Annotated in this window: 12 protein-coding genes and 1 tRNA gene; 9 read left to right on the top strand and 4 right to left on the bottom strand. The window is 52.6% G+C overall.

Annotation, left to right across the window (positions count from 1 at the left end):
- Positions 1 to 143: 143 nt before the first annotated feature.
- The 8 genes from NIG5292_RS07760 to NIG5292_RS07725 all read left to right on the top strand — a co-directional run bounded on the left by NIG5292_RS07760 (position 144) and on the right by NIG5292_RS07725 (position 7,900).
- Entirely contained in the window at positions 144 to 575 is a 432-nt protein-coding gene (locus NIG5292_RS07760; protein ID WP_048598947.1) for an ArsR/SmtB family transcription factor, read from the top strand.
- Complete coding sequence (locus NIG5292_RS07755; protein ID WP_048598946.1) at positions 572 to 1,621, top strand: permease; 1,050 nt, start codon at positions 572 to 574, stop codon at positions 1,619 to 1,621. The genes NIG5292_RS07760 and NIG5292_RS07755 overlap by 4 nt, the downstream gene beginning before the upstream one ends.
- 67 nt (positions 1,622 to 1,688) lie before the next feature.
- Positions 1,689 to 2,936 carry a Na+/H+ antiporter NhaA gene (locus NIG5292_RS07750; RefSeq protein WP_048598945.1) on the top strand — a complete coding sequence of 416 codons (1,248 nt, stop codon included), beginning with the start codon at positions 1,689 to 1,691 and terminating at the stop codon, positions 2,934 to 2,936.
- A 204-nt stretch (positions 2,937 to 3,140) separates the two neighbouring features.
- Positions 3,141 to 3,809: an ABC transporter ATP-binding protein gene (locus NIG5292_RS07745; protein WP_048598944.1), complete on the top strand. Its 669-nt coding sequence runs from the start codon at positions 3,141 to 3,143 to the stop codon at positions 3,807 to 3,809.
- Positions 3,778 to 5,397, top strand: a complete 1,620-nt coding sequence (locus NIG5292_RS07740; RefSeq protein WP_048598943.1) for a KpsE/RkpR family capsule polysaccharide export protein — start codon at positions 3,778 to 3,780, stop codon at positions 5,395 to 5,397. The genes NIG5292_RS07745 and NIG5292_RS07740 overlap by 32 nt, the downstream gene beginning before the upstream one ends.
- On the top strand, positions 5,397 to 6,230 hold the full coding sequence (kdsA, locus tag NIG5292_RS07735) for a 3-deoxy-8-phosphooctulonate synthase (RefSeq protein WP_048598942.1): 834 nt from the start codon (positions 5,397 to 5,399) through the stop codon (positions 6,228 to 6,230). The genes NIG5292_RS07740 and kdsA overlap by 1 nt, the downstream gene beginning before the upstream one ends.
- Positions 6,231 to 6,245: 15 nt before the next feature.
- On the top strand, positions 6,246 to 7,742 hold the full coding sequence (locus tag NIG5292_RS07730; RefSeq protein ID WP_048598941.1) for a phosphomannomutase/phosphoglucomutase: 1,497 nt from the start codon (positions 6,246 to 6,248) through the stop codon (positions 7,740 to 7,742).
- 83 nt (positions 7,743 to 7,825) lie between these two features.
- Positions 7,826 to 7,900, top strand: a tRNA-Gln gene (locus NIG5292_RS07725).
- Between the two features lie 248 nt (positions 7,901 to 8,148).
- On the opposite strand, the gene NIG5292_RS07720 is transcribed toward NIG5292_RS07725, so the two are convergent.
- The 3 genes from NIG5292_RS07720 to NIG5292_RS07710 form a co-directional block, all read right to left on the bottom strand.
- Positions 8,149 to 9,288 (bottom strand): Hint domain-containing protein, encoded by a 1,140-nt coding sequence (locus NIG5292_RS07720; RefSeq protein WP_048598940.1) that lies wholly within the window; start codon positions 9,286 to 9,288, stop codon positions 8,149 to 8,151.
- Positions 9,289 to 9,651: 363 nt separating this feature from the next.
- Entirely contained in the window at positions 9,652 to 13,065 is a 3,414-nt protein-coding gene (locus NIG5292_RS07715) for a Hint domain-containing protein (protein WP_048598939.1), read from the bottom strand.
- Between the two features lie 350 nt (positions 13,066 to 13,415).
- The gene (locus tag NIG5292_RS07710; protein ID WP_048598938.1) at positions 13,416 to 14,402 is read right to left on the bottom strand and encodes a sterol desaturase family protein; all 987 of its coding nucleotides are present in this window, start codon (positions 14,400 to 14,402) and stop codon (positions 13,416 to 13,418) included.
- A 100-nt stretch (positions 14,403 to 14,502) separates the two neighbouring features.
- On the opposite strand from NIG5292_RS07710, the gene NIG5292_RS07705 reads away from it, so the two are divergent.
- Positions 14,503 to 15,432, top strand: coding sequence for a LysR family transcriptional regulator (locus tag NIG5292_RS07705; RefSeq protein ID WP_048598937.1), 930 nt, complete (start codon positions 14,503 to 14,505; stop codon positions 15,430 to 15,432).
- 4 nt (positions 15,433 to 15,436) lie between these two features.
- On the opposite strand, the gene NIG5292_RS07700 is transcribed toward NIG5292_RS07705, so the two are convergent.
- Complete coding sequence (locus NIG5292_RS07700) at positions 15,437 to 16,378, bottom strand: UDP-glucuronic acid decarboxylase family protein (protein ID WP_048598936.1); 942 nt, start codon at positions 16,376 to 16,378, stop codon at positions 15,437 to 15,439.
- Between the last annotated feature and the right edge of the window lie 145 nt (positions 16,379 to 16,523).

Raw genomic sequence — 16,523 nt, 5'->3', positions numbered from 1 at the left:
TCATGTTTGGAAGGTATAGCTCGGTCATCGGGGTAGTGATTTCACCACGATCAAACAAGGTGAAAGATGCGCGCAGGTAAGTCATTTCGAAATTTCTCGAAATAACGCTTGCTATTATTTCGAATATCTTCGAAATTTAGGGCATGAAACATGAAAGCGCCCTGCACCCCGCCACCTCCACTGGTCTCAGCCTAACAGTAGCTGCATCCACGTTTGCCGCGTTAGGCAGCGAACAACGCTTGGGTGTGCTCCGTGTTCTGGTGCAAGCCGGACCAAAAGGGCTCAGCATTGGAGAGCTGGCAGAGCGGTCGGACGTCTCGGGCTCAACACTCACACATCACATGAAAATTCTTGCGGCAGCGGGTCTAATCCAACAGCAAAAACACGGGCGTTCAATTATTTCGGTTGGGGCCGCCTACGACGATATAGAGGCGCTCTGCGGGTTTTTGATGGCCAATTGCTGTGCCTGTGGCCCCGCATGTCAGTGTGGTCCAGATTGTAAATGTAGCGACGGCGAATGCTGTTCCGACATCCAAGGCCAAGCAGTACCAAACAATACAAAGGCTACATCATGAGCGACGCATCCCAAACACGGTCGAGCGCGATCAAACCTGCAGCACTTTGGCGCGGGGCGGACAAAGCAATTCTTGTCACTTTGGCAGCACTTGCAGTTCTTGCCTTCTTCGATCTGAACGCCCTTGGCCCCGTAATCGCCAGCGGTTTTGGCAGCTTGGCACACACAGCGCCATTTATCTTATTTGCAATCTTTTCCGTAGCTTACCTCAAGGCCACTGGCGCCGAAGGGCTGGTGGCCAAAGCTTTCACCGGCCCACCGGTTCGCATGATTATATTCGCCGCAATTGTCGGGGGGGTGGCGCCGTTTTGTTCGTGCGAGGTTATTCCGTTTGTTTCCGCGCTTTTGGCGCTTGGGGCGCCACTTGGGGCGGTCATGGCACTGTGGTTAGCATCGCCATTGATGGACCCTGCCCAATTCGCAATCACCGGATCCGCCCTTGGCTTTGACTTTGCAATCGCAAAAACCGTTGCGGCAATCAGTGTCGGCATCGGCGGCGGTCTGGTCACGCAGCTGCTATCTGGCACAGCCGTCTTCAGCGACCCACTGAAGATTGCGCCTGTGAAGTCTTGCTGCTCAAAATCATCTGGTCCTTCGGGGTTTGATCAAAAGCCGCAATGGAAATTCTGGGGCGAAGCTGACCGCACTGCTACTTTCCGTGAAACCACCCTCACTAACGGGGCGTTCTTGTTCAAATGGCTGCTCATCGCGTATATTTTTGAGGCTATGATGACGCGCTATGTCCCGGCCGAATTTGTCGCGGGCTTTTTGGGCGGTGAAGGCGTGCAGCCAGTCATTCTTGGTGCAATCCTGGGCGGTCCTGCCTATCTCAACGGCTACGCAGCGGTCCCACTTGTTGCAGGCTTGGTGGATCGAGGCATGTCACAAGGGGCAGCGCTGTCATTTATGATGGCCGGTGGCGTAAGCTGTATCCCCGCAGCGATTGCAGTCTACGCGCTCGTGAAACGCAAAGTTTTCGCAGCATATCTTGGACTGGCATTCGTCGGTTCCGTCAGCGCAGGGTTGGTCTGGCAGGCGATCGCCTGACGCAATGGGCGTTGAACCGTTGAACCAGTTGGCGTAGGCAGCTGGCACAATAATACGGGAAGACACCATGTACCGCGTCTGGAATTTCGTCACCAACTACTCGCTTTTGCTCATTGCCGGAGCATTGATCGCGCTGATTTGGGCAAACATTAACGCCGAAAGCTACCACCATTTCGTAGAGTTCACTATTTGGGATCATGCGCCGATCGGGCACCTTCATGATGGGCATCGCACCCTCACCCTTCACTATCTGGTGAACGATATTTTGATGGCACTGTTCTTTGCAATCGCCGCAAAAGAGGTCTGGGAGGCCGTGATCCTCAAGGAAGGCTCACTGCGTGGCAAAAAAGCGGCAACACCTTTGTTTGCCACACTCGGCGGTATGGTCGGCCCGATTTCTGTGTACCTTGGGTTGGCGTTTTTGCTTGGTGAAGACAAGTTCAGCGCAGTCGCTAACGGGTGGGCAATTCCAACGGCAACAGACATCGCATTCAGCTACCTCGTTGGACGCCTTGTGTTTGGCGCAGGCCACCCTGCGGTACGCTTTTTGTTGTTGCTGGCAATCGCAGATGATGCTGCTGGCCTTATCATTTTGGCGATTTTCTACCCATCTGGCGAATTGGCTCCGGTTTGGCTGCTGGCCTCATTTGGCGCTGCCATCGGTGTGTTTCTCTTGGCCAACTGGCTGCCGCGCAAAATGGACAGAGGAAACCAAATGCGCCCTGTCAGCACATGGGTACGCACTAAGCTGCATTTCCTGCCCTATGCCATTGCTGCCTGCATCAGCTGGTACGGCTTCATGCGGTCGGGCCTTCACCCTGCATTGGGCCTTTTGCCGATCGTGCCAACCATTCCGCACGCTGACCGCGCTTTTGGTATTTTCAGCGAGGCCGAACAGTATTTGACGGACTTGCTCAACAAAATCGAGCACGCGTTGAAGCACCCCGTTGAGATTATTTTGTTCTTCTTTGGTCTGCTGAATGCCGGTGTTGAGTTTAGCTCTATTGGCGATGCGACATGGCTTGTTCTTGCGGGTCTGCTGATTGGTAAGCCTGTTGGTATCTTTATCTTCGGATGGATCGCAGCACGCCCTCTGGGACTTGGGCTGCCCCAAGGGATGCGCCTTGTTGATCTGATCGTGATTGGTTTTGTGGCGGCTATCGGCTTTACGGTTTCGCTTTTTGTGGCCTCAGTGGCCTTTGACGCTGGGCCCGTTCAAGACGCTGCGAAAATGGGGGCACTCTTTAGCTTCTTTGCTGCCGTGGCGTCATTCATCGCAGGTAAATTGTTGCGGGTTGAGAAACAGCAAGCCTAACCGGACCACCAGCGGATTTTCGCACAATTTGAAGGGCTCCAGTCACCGCTGGGGCCCTTTTTCGTTTAACCAGTCCGCCCGAAACGTGGCAATTGTTTTCAAAAACAGACATAATAATGCCCAATTGCGTTCCTATTGATTGGCGGAAGAAACCCGCTTTGTACCGTTACCGAGCGCGAGGTGTAGTGTCAGGAACCGGAGCCAATGCTCGAGTTTGAAAATGTCAGCAAATCATTCTGGACGGGGACACAGCGTAAAGTGATCCTGGATCGGGTGAGCTTTCGGGTCGAGCTTGGCAAATCCTTGGGCATCCTTGCGCCTAATGGCACCGGCAAGACAACCCTGATCAACATGATGGCGGGGCTCGAAAAACCAGATGAGGGCGAGATCAGGCGCAGTTGCCGCATCTCGTTTCCTTTGGGCTTTATGGGCGGCGTGACCAACAGACACACGGCCATGGACAACTCACGGTATATCGCACGGCTTTACGGGCTGGACCCCGATTATGTCGAAGCATTTTGCCGCTGGATGTGTGACATCGACGAATATTTCGACATGCCTGTCGGCACCTTTTCGTCAGGCATGCGGGCGCGTTTTACTTTTGCGCTAATGCTTGCGCTCGATTTTGATGTCTACCTCATTGATGAGGGAATGCCGTCAACCACGGATGTGAACTTTAACCGCAAAGCCGCAGAAATCTTGAAAGAGCGGTTCAGGACAACGACCGTTATCATCGTGTCGCACCAAGCAGAGACTTTGGAAAAACACGCCAAACAAGCCGCCGTTTTGATGAACGGCCAATTGAATATGTTTGAAACCTTGGAAGAGGCTAAGCAACTTTATGACTACCAAACCCAAGGCGCAAAAGTTTAGGATCCGCCGCCCCGTTCAAGGCGCAACGCCCGCACCAGATCAGGCAGCGGCCGAAACACCGACACCGCAAGGTACTACTCCGCTCAAGGCCGTTGAGGGGCCGCTTGATGCGATCCGCCAAGAGGGGCTGACCGGCCGTCAGCTGCGCATGGCGCGACGCGTAGCACAAAAACACGGGCTTGCACCCACATCCGATTTTGATGCAATCAGGTTGCTGCGCGAAAAGGGGATTGATCCGTTTCAACGGGCCAACACGCTTGATTTGGTCATGCCTGAGAGCGGTAGCCACGAAGCCGCCGCAGCTTCAAACGTGGCCCAGAGAGGCAACACGGTCCGCGATGAAGAAGCGGTGCGCCAAGCCCTTGGGCGTATTCAATTGCCCCAAACCACCCAAAACGGCAAAGCACAGCTACCCGCAACCGAGATGGCGTCGCCGGACGATCGCGCCCTCGAAATTAGGCGCATCCAACAAGACATCGCAAAACGCCGCCGTCGCAAACTACTGCTTTTGATCTCGCGACTAAGCGCCTTTGTCTTTTTGCCCACATTGATCGCGGGGTATTATTTCTATGTTCTCGCGACACCAATGTACGCCACCAAATCCGAGTTCCTAATCCAGCAAGCAGAGCCACCAGGCGCGTCCGGTGCCGCAAGCCTTTTCGGGGGCTCGCCCATCGCCACGTCCCAAGACAGCATCGCCGTACAAGGGTATCTACAATCGCCCGAGGCGATGCTCCGGCTTGATGAAGACCTTGGGTTTAAGGAGCATTTCTCACAAGAGAATATTGATACCCTAAAGCGCCTTGCACCTGATACCACTAATTCTGCGGCCTATAAGCTGTACAAAAAGAAAGTGAAGATCGGTTATGATCCCACCGAAGGGATTGTGCGCATGGAGGTTATCGCAGCAGATCCTGAAACCAGTGCGCTGTTCGCAGAACGGCTCGTGGCCTATGCTGAGGAGCGCGTCGACAATATCTCGCTGCGTGTGCGTGAAGACGCCATGAAAGGCGCACGTGAAAGCTATGAGGCTGCGGAAGCCGAACGGGTTGAGGCGCTATCTCGTGTGACGCGCCTGCAAGAAAGTCTTGGTGTTCTAGACCCTGCTGCGGCTAACGCGCTGTTGCAAAGCGAGATGCAACAACTGCAATCGCTGCTTTTGGAAAAAGAGCTCACGCTGGCCAGTCTGCTTGATAATCGCCGCCCCAACCAAGCCCGCGTCGATGGCACCCGCGCCGAAATCCGACGCCTTGAAGAAAAAATCGCTGACGTGCAGGCGCAAATGACATCCACGGGGGGCGATGCGAACAACCAAGCACGCAAGAATGCAGAGTTGCGCGCCGCTGAAGAAGACTACCAAACCCGCACGGCCCTGTTGCAACAATCACTGCAATCACTCGAAACGGCGCGGGTCGAGGCCGAACGGCAGGTCCGCTATCTGTCAATTGCCGTGGCCCCTGTTCCCCCGGACGAGGCGAGCTATCCGCGCAAGTTTGAGAACACCATTCTGGCATTCCTGATTTTTGCTGGTATCTATCTGATGATTTCGCTAACTGCGTCCATCCTCAGAGAACAGGTGACAAGCTAATGAAAACCGTAAACGTAGGGGCACTGTCCGTTTCTAACGACGCCCCCCTCACCTTGATTGCAGGGCCATGCCAACTTGAAAGTGCTGACCATGCGCAAATGATCGCGGGCACCCTTGCCGAAGCGTGCGCCACAGCGGGTGTGCAATATGTGTTCAAAGGAAGCTACGATAAAGCCAACCGCACGTCTTTAAATGCGCCTGCCCCGCTTGGGCTTGATAAAGGGCTGGCCGTTCTTGAGGGGGTTCGCAACGCAATCGGATGCCCCGTGATCACAGACATTCATAGCGAAGACCAATGTGAGCCTGTGGCAAGCGTTGTCGATGTCATGCAAATCCCTGCATTCTTGTGCCGCCAAACCGCACTTTTGCTGGCAGCAGGCCGCTCAGGTGCCGCGATCAACATCAAGAAGGGTCAGTTTTTGGCACCTTGGGACATGGCGAACGTGGTCGCCAAAGTAGAAAGCACAGGAAACAACAAACTGTTGTTGACAGAACGCGGCGCATCTTTTGGTTACAACAACCTTGTGGTCGACATGTGTTCGCTGCCTGAAATGGCCAAAACAGGCTATCCGGTTGTGATGGATGCCACCCATGCAGTCGCCAAACCCGGTGGCTTGGGCTCTGCGTCTGGCGGGCAGCGTGAGTTGGCCCCTGTATTGGCACGTGCCGCCGTTTCGCTTGGCATTGCGGCCCTCTTTACCGAAACTCACGAAGACCCAGACAACGCGCCATGCGACGGGCCTAACATGATCTATTTGCGCGACATGCCTGCGTTGATCGAAAGCTGGGCCGCGTTCGACCAATTGGCAAAGTCAAACCTTATACGCCTCTGATCGGACAGCATCCTCATGGTCAAACCACACCCAACCGTCGCGCCAAACACTTGGTCGTTCCTACGTGATGCAATGATCACCCCGACGGGGTTTCGCGAATATGACGCACGTTGGAAATACCCGGATGACATCAACCTGCCGGGCATAACCGCGTTGGGATTGGGGCTTGGCACCCAAATGCATCGCCGCGGGATTGAGCCCGTGATTGCAGTGGGCAACGACTATCGGGATTATTCGCTTTCGATCAAAAACGCGCTCATGCTTGGGCTTATGCAAGCTGGCATTCACGTCAAAGACATCGGTCCCGCGGTCTCGCCAATGGCCTATTTTGCTCAGTTCCACCTTGATGCACCAGCAGTCGCAATGGTTACTGCAAGCCATAATCCAAACGGCTGGACAGGGGTCAAAATGGGGTTTGAACGCCCCCTCACCCATGGCCCTGATGAAATGAGTGAGCTCCGCGACATCGTCCTAAACGGTGAAGGTGTGCCACGCGCCGGTGGGCAATATGAATTTGTGGACGGGGTACGCGAGGCTTATCTTGATGACCTTGTGGGTGATTTCAAAATGAGCAGACCGCTTAAAGTGGTATGCGCCACCGGCAACGGCACAGCAGCGGCCTTTGCACCCGATCTGTTTGAACGTATCGGCGTTGAGGTGGTTCATAGCCATACTGAACTTGACTACAGCTTCCCCCATTACAACCCGAACCCAGAAGCCATGGAAATGCTGCACGATATGTCCAAAACCGTGCTGGCAACAGGGGCGGACTTAGCGCTCGGCTTTGATGGGGACGGTGATAGATGCGGTGTTGTCGATGATGAGGGTGAGGAAATATTTGCGGACAAAGTCGGCGTCATCATGGCGCGCGATCTGTCCAAATTACACAAAGATGCGCTGTTTGTAGCGGATGTGAAATCAACCGGCCTTTTTGCGTCAGACCCAGTACTTCAGAAGAATGGCGCTAAGGCTGACTATTGGAAAACCGGCCACAGCCACATGAAGCGCCGTGTAAAAGAACTGGGCGCGTTGGCAGGTTTTGAAAAATCCGGTCACTACTTCCTCGCTGAACCAATCGGGCGTGGCTACGACTGCGGGATGCGAGTGGCCGTTGAAATCTGTAAACTCATGGACCGCAATCCTAACGCCAAAATGTCTGACCTCCGAAAAGCACTGCCGCGGACATGGGCCACACCGACAATGTCCCCCTACTGTGCGGATACCGAGAAATACGCGGCCCTCGACCGGATCGTTGCGAAGATTACCGCACATTTTGAGCAAGGTGGCACAATCGGCGGACGGGCAATCAAAGATGTTGTAACCGTCAACGGCGCACGCATCATCTTGGATAACGGCGCTTGGGGCTTGGTACGGGCAAGTTCAAACACACCCAACCTTGTAGTCGTCTGCGAAAGTCCGGAATCAGAAGCAGAGATGCGTAATATCTTTGCAGACATCGATGCAATCATCCGTACAGAACCAAGCGTAGGGGCATATGACCAGACGATCTAAAGTCTATCTCTAAATTTAGATAGTAATTTGTCATTTCCCCCCTTGAACCAGTCAAACCATCGAAGTAGATAACCGCTCAGCGTTGGGATGTAGCCAAGTGGTAAGGCAACTGTTTTTGGTACAGTGTACCGTAGGTTCGAATCCTACCATCCCAGCCAACTTCACTTTTGAGCAACGATTTACTCTAGGTTTAACACCTGGATATAGGTCTGACCTATGCATGCTCATGGTAGGCTGCGGGTTGGTTTATAAAAATTTTAAATAGACGCCAAAGCCATCGTCTTCTCCTGACAGCGCTTACGCACATCTAAGGCATCGATCTGTATACGGGCTAGGCGCTAATTCTACGGCGTGTGGGAACCAAAAATTACTCTGCTTTGTGAAACGCCAATCTAAGTTTTGGCTTCTAGTGAACTACCAACGACTTGCGATTTTTGTGAAGCCGAGCAACGAAATGTTTGGCCTTTGAGCCTTTTGCAATCACTCGGGCCGACGGCATAGCCTCCTTTGGCCCGCCATAGAGTGCAGAGAAAATGGTATGAATTTCCTCCCGCGCTTCCTGCGACATCGCCTTTAGACTTTCGGACCCAATTAACATACTTTCAGTAGCTGTATCGTTCGCAAAAATAACCTGATGCGCATGACATGCGAAGTGCCAATAAGTTACGGGCTCTAGGTCATTCAGCACCGCAATCCCCCCCAACTCGAGCAAATGTTTGGCTGGTAAAAGAACCTCATCCTGCGCGAACATGCGCTTCGTCAGAGCCGCATTCGCTAAAATCCGGTGTTGCGGGGACACGATCAAGTTTTGACGTGGAGTGTTTTCGCAAAGCGCACCCGCTTGAATACAAATCGGGCGTAGCTTCGGCGAATGCGCCAGTTCAATCGTAGTCACCTTACGAGACCCAATCCACGCGATAGGCTGTGATCCATTATCAGCGGTCGTTATCAGATCACCGACGCGGAGCTTTTCGATAGGAATGTCACCACCCGGTGTCGCGATCATCGTCCCTTCGGCAAAACAAACAATGCGTGACCCATCAATACTGCGACTACCGCCCGCTCCGTAATAATCCCCGCCAACATAACTCACCAGCCGAATGCTTTGAATGTTCAGGCCATCCAGTTGGGTTGCATCGTGACTGAATACATCACCGTTTGTAAGCTGCACAAAAACCAACGTCATTTGCGAGCTCGTGTTGTCACCAAGCGTTACAGCGACATTCCAAATGAAAAATGAGTCAATCTCAGATGTCGTGGTGCCCGCACCCAAATCATAGGTGTACGTGTCTGCGTTAAGCGGATTTGAGGGGCGGGCCTGAAAGTCGTTGCTCTCTAGCTTGTTGATGTTGCCTTCCCGAACTGTGTCGTTCTGCGCCACCGCAATGATGCTCAAAGTTGTCTTGTTAAACGTGACGCCCGTACCAAAACCGCTAACCGTCTGAAATTCATTCACGGTGTTGTTGATGTCGGATGAAGACGCCTCGGTCGGGTCCATATCGGCGAAATTACCGAAATAAATCTGGTTTGCGTTGAAAATTGGCATCGCCCTGCCCTCATCGAATTGAGTGAAATACACTCTTACTTTTGACGAGTTTGCAAAGCGTTAAGCGGTTCGAAGACATCGTAAGACCGTAACTAAGTTTGGTCACGAAATAAGGGCGGCCTTTCCTAACAGAAGTTTCAGGCGAAAATGTTTGTTGGATCTGCGCGCCGGACTTCACTGCACAGTACGATTTCTGCTTGGAAGCGATAGTGGCCTTTCCACAAACTGTCTTCTTGGAAAGGAATTGGGGCAGCTCGACGCCATATTGCGCCACCTGATGTCGCTAGAACTCAAGGGACGCATACCTCACCTGCGTTAGTCAAAGCGTCTCACCTCAATACCCCTGCCAACCCCATCAACAGCTCACTTCACAACGACCGCAGCCTCCCAACGGGCAAGGGCATAACGTGCGGCGGCATAGTCGTTCAGACCCCGATGACTGCGCAGCGTAGGAAAGAGATCAAGAACTTCCTCGCGCTGATCGCGATCAATACCAGCAAGCGAGTATTCCCCCGGCTGAAAGCTCTCGGACCACGCACCGTCTCCAAGCACGATCTCATGCTGCTCGAACATAAAGTGATGATAGGCCACTGACGTAGGTGCGGCTCTTTCGATACCTGGCAACCCAACGAGAAATTTTGCGGGCATCAAGGCTTCGCTTTCTCCACTGACGCGTTCTAGTTTGCCACCCGTCCAAAGCATCCGGTGATTGGGGCTTACCTTCATGTCACGTTCAGGCAAGCCATCGCCAAGGGCGCCGCGCCGAATTATGATTGGACACCATTCATCATGTTCCCGCAGATTTTCAGCTGTCAGCACCTTGGATCCGGCCCACGTGACCCGCTTAATCCCGTTATCACGCGTGACAACGCGGTCGCCTTCGCGAAGCGTCTCAACCGCCTTCAGCCCATTTGGTGTGGCAATACCGGTGCCTGGGGTAAAGCAGACGAAGGCGAAGTTAATTTCTTCAAAGTTCTCAAACGAGATGTTCCCCACTTGCCCTGTCTCGTCACCAGCCGTGATCTGGATCGTTCCAACAAAAGGTGGGTCCGCAAGGATATCCGACAGTTGCAACGTCTCAGCCGGACCAAACGAGACTATCGCACCGTCCGCCGAAGTGATGGTGCCTGCGGAAGTATCATCAAGCCCCTGAACGTCCGCGGCGGTAAACGCAATGCCCGTGACAGGATCGTCGTTGGCAATGGTGATAACGTCATCACCAACATTCTCTTGTGCGATAAATGTCTCTACCGAGGTTACGGTGTCAGTGGTATTGCCGTCGCTTTCCAACACAGTTCCGTCACCGGCAGTATCCACAGACACGGTAATCGTACCGGCTGTATCATCGACCAATGTGTCCGCGCCGTCACCCCCGTCGATAAGGTCCGTCCCTGTCCCGCCCGAAAGGGTATCATCACCATTACCGCCAGACAGGCTATCGTCACCGGCGTTACCCGACAGATCATCATCTCCTTCGCCACCGTCAAGTATGTCGTCACCAATGGCTTCAGCACTTGCCGTACCGGGGATTAAGGTTGTGTCGATAATGTTGTCATCTACCCCATCGAGAAGGTCGAAGACCTCCATCTGGTTGGTCGGAATGAGTGCATGTCCAGCGCCACCAATGATATTCGGCACACGCAAGACGAGGTCAGCCAACCCGTCACCGTTGAAATCACCAATAGCCTCGTAGTCTGTGGCACCACCATTGAGGCGCTCGCTGTCCGAGAAGAAGTAACTGTTGCCACTGACCGCGAAGTTCTCTGCCAATATATCGCCGTCGGTGGTGCCATCCGCTGCATCAATTGCGGCAAAGTCCTCGGACGCGATCAAATAGTGTCCCCGTTCGGTGCGACTTAATCCGGTCCGGGATGCTGTAAATACGAGGTCTGCTTGCCCACCCCCGTCCGTATCACCGACGAATGTAGCCTCATAGAACAACTCGTTGTTAGCGGATGCTTCAATCGAATAGCTCTCACCCGTGCCAACAGCGAGGTTCACATCGACCTCACCGTCTACCGCGCCATCAAGCCCATCAGCTGCCGCAAAAGTCGCACCATCAATCACTTTGACTGCGTTCAAAATCTGTGCAGAACCCTCGTTTACGAGGACAATGTCATTAATACCATCGTTGTTGAAATCTTCACTTGCGGAAATATCCGAGCGGGTAAGAGACCCAATGCTTGCGTTTTGATAGATTTCAAACGAGTTGGCTTGAGACGTGATAGCATCGTCAGTGCGGATTTGCCCGTCAACTGTGCCGTCAGCCGCGTCCGCGTCAGCGATATCTTGGGAAGACAGGACAAAAGCCGCGCCACCTTGACCGCCGACCGTACCGAACACAATTTCATCCGCCCCGTCGCCATCCATGTCACCCGCATATGACAACTCCGTGCCCGCTAGCGCCGCCCCGCGCGCGACGGCTGAAAACGAAGATGCCTGATCAGAAATATTGACCGTGCTGATGATCACATCAACGGTACCGTCAGCCGCATCTGCAGCTGCAAGATCCGATGAGGCAAGGCCAAAGACCTTTCCAGCACTGGTGCCCTCGTCCGTGTTCCGGCTTTCACTGAAAAATAGATCAGAAATGCCATCACCGCTAAAATCACCGTCGAGCTTAATCTTATCACCAACGCGGGTCGCATTTGACTGAGCGGGATCACCAATAATTCGGTAGCTGTTTGCCAACTGAGGCACTAGGTCAAGATCAACGACCCCATCCAAAAAGTCTGCCGCCTCAAGTTCAGCACCCGACAACATTGTGATGTTGTCCTCAACGATAGAGGACGTTGAGCCATCATCCGCAAAGATAAAATCAGTAACACCGTCTCCGTCATAGTCCCCGTTACTGGCCAGGTCGATACCACCATCACTCCGATCAACGCCATTAATGAAGAAATAGGCCCCATCAAGAGATCCAATTTCTGCGCCAAAAGAAATCAGTCCGTCAATCGTGCCATCAAGCGCGTCAGCCGCAGCAAACTGTGATGCGGGTAGCAGGCCAAACAGACCATTACCGCTGTTACCAAAAAAGTCCGCAAGCCCGTCACCGTCAATATCGCCTGTCTCCGCATTCGTCTGACGGATCGGGTTGTTATCGCCTGTCGCAATAAAATATGCTGTTAACGGAACTGCAAAAGAGGATACGGCGTCACCAACCAACACATCGTTGCCCGCGCCCCCCGAAAGGCTATCGTTACCAGCTTCTCCGAATACCTCATCATCGCCTGCGCCAGCGATGACGGTGTCGTTCCCTGCGCCGGCGGTGATAATATCATCGTCTGGGGCCTCGCCCGGCAGGTTCGCATCGCCACCATCGATTACATCGCCGTCTTCATCCACAAAACTTGCATCGATCAAATCATCAGTCGCGTCGCCCGTGATGATACCGTCGGATCCAGTGTTCAAGCTTTCCACAACTGGACTGCTGCCATCACCTGTAATTATGTTCAGCGCGACATTCGATCCCAGGTTGTAACGGGCATCAGCAGAGAAGCTAAAATCAATGGCGGCGTCGCCTGCCACAACACTGTCCGCAACCGTAAGTACCGGATACAGTGTTCCATTTTCTGCCGTACTGTTTCCAACAAAAATAGCAAACTGGTTTGGAAGCGATTCGTTGATGATGATTTCGAAGCTGGCCGGAGCTACCTCACCTGCAGCTAGGATAAATTGGATATCGCTCATCAAGCTCGGATCGATCACGAAAATATCGCCTGCGGACACTTCGAAAACACCAAGGTTGTTTGCTTGCGTGACTATGATAGTGGCCATTTTTCTTAATCCTTACAGGAAACTAGTAAACATACAGGCGGTACTGCCCAACGATGGCGTCAGCCTTCAGTATGGGTTGTGAAGCAAGTTCGTTGCAAAATGGCAGCTAGGCCAGACCATCGGTCGGATTTACACGTTAACAACAAACTCAAAAACACAAGTGCAGTGTGCCACGTGCGCCAAGCAACTGGAACAGCTTTCAATGAAGATCATATTCGGGTCGTTGCTGGCAGCTATGGAGCAGCATTCATCGGTTAGACAGGCGACTACCCACACTTGCCTTTGAGGAAGACAAAGGTGTTAGCCCTATCCTACCTCAGCATCCTGTTTACGGTCGCACCGGCGCACCATCATTTGATGCCGTTCGTAAATTTCTTGCGGCGCTCACGAATTTTCGCGTCAGATTCGACAGTGCCGTCATGAAATGATCCGAACCATTTATCCCACGGCAATTCGAGCGAGCCATAGTTACATTCGAAATACCGGTGATGCATCTGGTGATGAAATGTCCCCAGCTTCAGGCGGTTCTTGTCCTTGATGACCATACCCTCAAAGCCAGTATGCGTGGTTGCAGCGGTCAGCGCATAATACTGGAGATGAAACAGGATATGCAGCGGATGAGCCGCAATGACAAAATGGATCAAGACCGACCCAAGAAAGATGAGGTGCTCAACGGGGTGCATCGCCATACCCGACCATGGACCAACATTGATGTTACGGTGATGCAGCGCGTGGACGTGTTTGTAGAAAAACGGGATATGAAGAAAGCGATGTATCCAGTAGAAATAGAAGCTCTCCCAAACTGGGATCAGTAAGAACAACGCAATGAACCAAATGGGGTTCGCGGCCCAAGTCAATATCGGTGCATACCCGTTAGCAATCGCCCAAAACATCAGCACTTCATAGAACGTCCAGACTGTGACGCCGCTGGCGATCGTCCAGAACATATTGTCACGGATCTGCCCACCAAGCGTAAATTGCCGCCCGTTTTTCATTAGCGGACGAGGGTCATATTTAAGCTGCTGCCCTTGTTTGGTGAAAGTATAGAAATAAAGGTGTAACCCGCCCGCGACGAGCGTCATTAACGCGACGTTTCGTATGAACATCTCGGCAACCCAGCCGAATGCGAACACACGGGTCTCTTCTAGCGGTGGTTGAAACCAGTAAAATGAAATGTAGGCGATAGCGACAATCAACAGTCGTTCTGTGATGAAAAACCAAGAGTTCCAGAACCACGCCAGCATCGCCATCGGACGCGGCGGCCAACTGAAAAATGGTGACACTTGCAACGGAACATTCGGCGTATGGTTCCAACCTTTGAGTGGTGCGTCAGACATCGATAGCCTCCCAGAAAACCGCGCATCTAGGTTGCCACGATTTACCTCTGCGGAAAAACAGTATTAAACGAACAATAACATCACAAATTCCGAGATAAGCATGGCGCTAACCCTTAAAGCAATGGAGTATTTCACGACTGCTCTGCATCATGGCAGCATTGTCAAAGCGGCTGCAGAACTGAACATCGCAGCATCGGCCGTATCCAGCGCAATTGACCAAGTCGAAGCGGAGTTTGATCTGACCCTCGTGATCCGCCAACGCGCGCGGGGCATTCAGCCAAACGCAGCCGGACGCGATGTGGCACGCAAATGCGAGCATCTACTTGACGAATATCGATCCTTACTGATTGAGGGAGCAGAGCTGAAAAAATCACATAAGGGGACTCTGCGGATTGGATATTACGCCCCTATCGCCCCCGCATTCTTGCCGCAAGTTTTTGAAGCATTCCTACCAAACACATCAGACGTCACGCTGGAATTAGAGGAATGCAACAATGATGAAGCACAAGATGGGCTTCTGGCTGGAACGTATGACGCCATTTTATTTGTAGCCGAAGGTGTTCGACCCTCTATCGAATATGACACGTTGGTTACCGCCCCACCCTATTTCTTGATGCCCAGTTCCCACCCTTTGAAAGACCAGCGGACAGTCACCATGGCGCAAATTGCAACGGAACCGTTAATTGTTTTGAACCGTCCGATTGCCGCGTCATATTACGAAGGCCTGTTTCAATCCGAGACCCGAAAAGCCCCCGTCGCAGCCTATGCGAATTCGACCGAAATGGTACGCAGCCTTGTAGCCGCAGGGAGGGGGTGCGCAATTCTCAATATGCTGCCGCTTACGTCAGAGACTTACGTAGGTGCGCCCGTAATCGCGCGGCCAATTTCAGACAGTTTACCACCGTTAACACTGGCCCTTGGCTATGATCGAATGCGCCCACGCCGGATTGTACAAGACTTTGCGAAAGCCTGTCAGGAGCACTTCGCCACCGTTGGGCCAACACGATGCATCATCTCGCATGAAGAATAGGCCGTCAGTTCTTTCTTGTGTCTCTGAACCAATCAACCGTACGGGCTAGACCGTCATCCACAGACACTTTTGGCGACCAATCGAGAATATCTTGAGCCTTTGTTATGTCAGGGCGGCGCCTTTTCGGATCATCTTGTGGCAGTTGTTTGTAAACCAACTGAGAGCTACTGTGCACAATCGATAGAACTTTATGGGCCAAGTCTTTGACCGAATATTCCTCGGGGTTGCCAAGATTTATAGGGCCTGCGAATTGCGTTTCGCGCGCCATCGTTCTGCAAAAACCCTCAATAAGATCGTCAACGTAGCAAAAAGATCGCGTCTGGCTACCATCCCCGTAGACGGTAATGTCTTCGCCTTTAAAGGCCTGCGTGATGAAGTTTGATACAACTCTACCGTCGTCAGGATCCATTTTGGGACCATACGTGTTGAAGACCCTTACAACCCGCACATCAACGCCCAGTTGCCTTTGGTAATCAAAGCAAACGGCCTCAGCAGCGCGCTTGCCCTCATCATAGCATGCCCGCGGACCCGTCGTGTTCACGTTGCCCAGATAAGTTTCCGGCTGCGGGTGCACTGTTGGGTCTCCATAGACCTCAGAAGTAGAGACCTGCAGCATTTTGCACTTCTGCTGATGAGCAAGGTCCAACAGATTTATCGTTCCAAAGATTGACGTTTTGAAAGTCTTGATTGGGTTTGTCATGTATTGTTTTGGCGAAGCAGGGCACGCCAAATTGTAAATTTTATCGCATTCAACGCTAATTGGCGTGGCAATATCATGCTCCACAAACTCGAAGTTTGGGTTTTCTAAATGCTCGAAAATATTTTCTTCTGAGCCCGTCGACAGATCATCAACGCAGACGACGTGATACCCTTCGCTCAATAACCTAGCGACTAAGTGCGAGCCCAAAAAACCCGCTCCACCCGCAATGATCGCATGTCGCACCATAACTCATCACTCTCACAAACGACTTAACACCTGCTCTATATGAATAGCGCGCGCACATCCCAACCGCCAGCAACCAATTGATTATATTTGACACCTACTTGCGGCACACAACATGCGATGCTTTACTTCAAACAGTAATATTCGC

Origin of the sequence: Nereida ignava (genome assembly GCF_001049735.1) — a bacterium.
GTDB lineage: Bacteria > Pseudomonadota > Alphaproteobacteria > Rhodobacterales > Rhodobacteraceae > Nereida > Nereida ignava.
The sequence above is the reverse complement of the archived record's forward strand: the minus strand, read 5'-3'. Positions and strand labels throughout refer to the sequence as shown.